Annotated in this window: 1 protein-coding gene; it reads left to right on the plus strand. The window is 64.2% G+C overall.

All coding sequences use genetic code 11. The features are described 5' to 3' along the window. Positions 1-1,718 (plus strand): efflux RND transporter permease subunit (locus tag WAL33_RS00530; RefSeq protein WP_422177444.1); only part of this gene is annotated, 1,718 nt, incomplete at both ends.

Raw genomic sequence — 1,718 nt, forward strand, 5'->3', positions numbered from 1 at the left:
GAGCTCAACGGCGCCTCCGGCATCCTCAATTTCGAATCCACCAGCGACTCGCTGGGTCAGGTCGAGATCATCGCCAACTTCGTGCCGGGCACCGAAACCGGCGCGGCCTCGGTCGAAGTGCAGAACCGCCTCAAGCGCGTCGAGGCGCGGTTGCCGCGCGCGGTGATCCAGCAGGGCATCCTGGTGGAAGAAGCCTCCGCCGCGGTGCTCAACATCATCACGCTGCGCTCGACCGACGGCAGTCTCGATGAAGTCGGCCTCGGCGACTTCATGATCCGCAACGTTCTTGGTGAAATCCGCCGCATTCCGGGCGTCGGCCGCGCCTCGTTGTATTCCACCGAGCGCTCGCTGCGCGTCTGGGTCGATCCCGCCAGGCTGGTCGGCTACAGCCTGACCTCCGACGACGTCAACAAGGCGATATCAGCGCAGAATGCCCAGGTGGCATCCGGCAGCGTCGGCGCCGAGCCGGCGACCACCAGCACCAGGACTTCATCGCTGGTGCTGGTGAAGGGCCAGTTGTCCACACCGGAGGAGTTCGGCGCCATCGTGCTGCGTGCCAATGCCGACGGCTCCACGGTGCGGTTGCGCGACGTCGCCCGCATCGAGATCGGCGGTCTCAGCTACCAGTTCACCACCCACCTCGACGGCAAGCCCACCGCGGGCCTGTCGGTGCTGATGTCGCCGAAGGGCAATGCGCTGGCGACGGCTGCGGCCATCGAAGCCAAGATGAAGGAGCTGTCAAACTTCTTCCCGGCCAACATCGCCTACGACATCCCCTACAACGTCACGCCGGTGGTCGAGGCCTCGATCATGAAGGTGGTGATGACGCTGATCGAGGCGGTCGTCCTCGTCTTCATCGTGATGTTCATCTTCCTGCAGAATTTCCGCTACACGCTGATCCCCACCATTGTGGTGCCGATCGCGCTGCTCGGCACCTGCACCATGCTGCTCCTGGCCGGCTATTCCATCAACATGCTGACCATGTTCGGCATGGTGCTGGCGGTGGGTATCCTGGTCGACGACGCCATTGTCGTGGTCGAGAACGTCGAGCGCATCATGAGCGAGGAGGGGCTGCCGCCGAAGGAGGCCACCAGGAAGGCCATGAGCCAGATCTCCGGCGCCATCATCGGCGTCACGCTGGTGATGATCGGCGTGTTCGTGCCGATGGCGTTCTTCCCCGGCTCGGTCGGCATCATCTACCGGCAGTTTTCCGTCACCATGGTCGCCTCGATCGGCTTCTCGGCGCTGCTGGCGCTGTCCCTGACGCCGGCTTTGTGTGCGACGTTCCTGAAGCCGATCAAGGAAGGTCACGGCCACGCCAAAAAGGGCGTGTTCGGCTGGTTCAACCGCAAGCTCGATTCCACCCGCGACGGCTATTCCAGGACCGTCGGCTGGTCGATCCAGCGCACCGGGCGCCTGCTGATCATCTACGTCGCGCTGCTGGCCTGCCTGACCTGGGGCTTCATGCGCATGCCCGGCGGTTTCCTGCCGATCGACGACCAGGGCTTTATCACCACCGACGTGCAGACGCCGTCCGACTCGTCGTTCGCCCGCACCGAGGGCGCCATCGAGAAGGTCGAGGCCTATCTCAAGAAACGCTCCGGCATCGAGAGCGTCGTGTTCCTCACCGGCTTCAGCTTCCTCGGCCAGGGCATGAACACCGCGCAGGCCTTCATCACGCTGAAGGACTGGTCGGAGCGGCCGAAAAAGGATTCCGC

The organism is Caulobacter sp. (assembly GCF_049283275.1).
Taxonomy (GTDB): Bacteria; Pseudomonadota; Alphaproteobacteria; order Caulobacterales; family Caulobacteraceae; genus Caulobacter.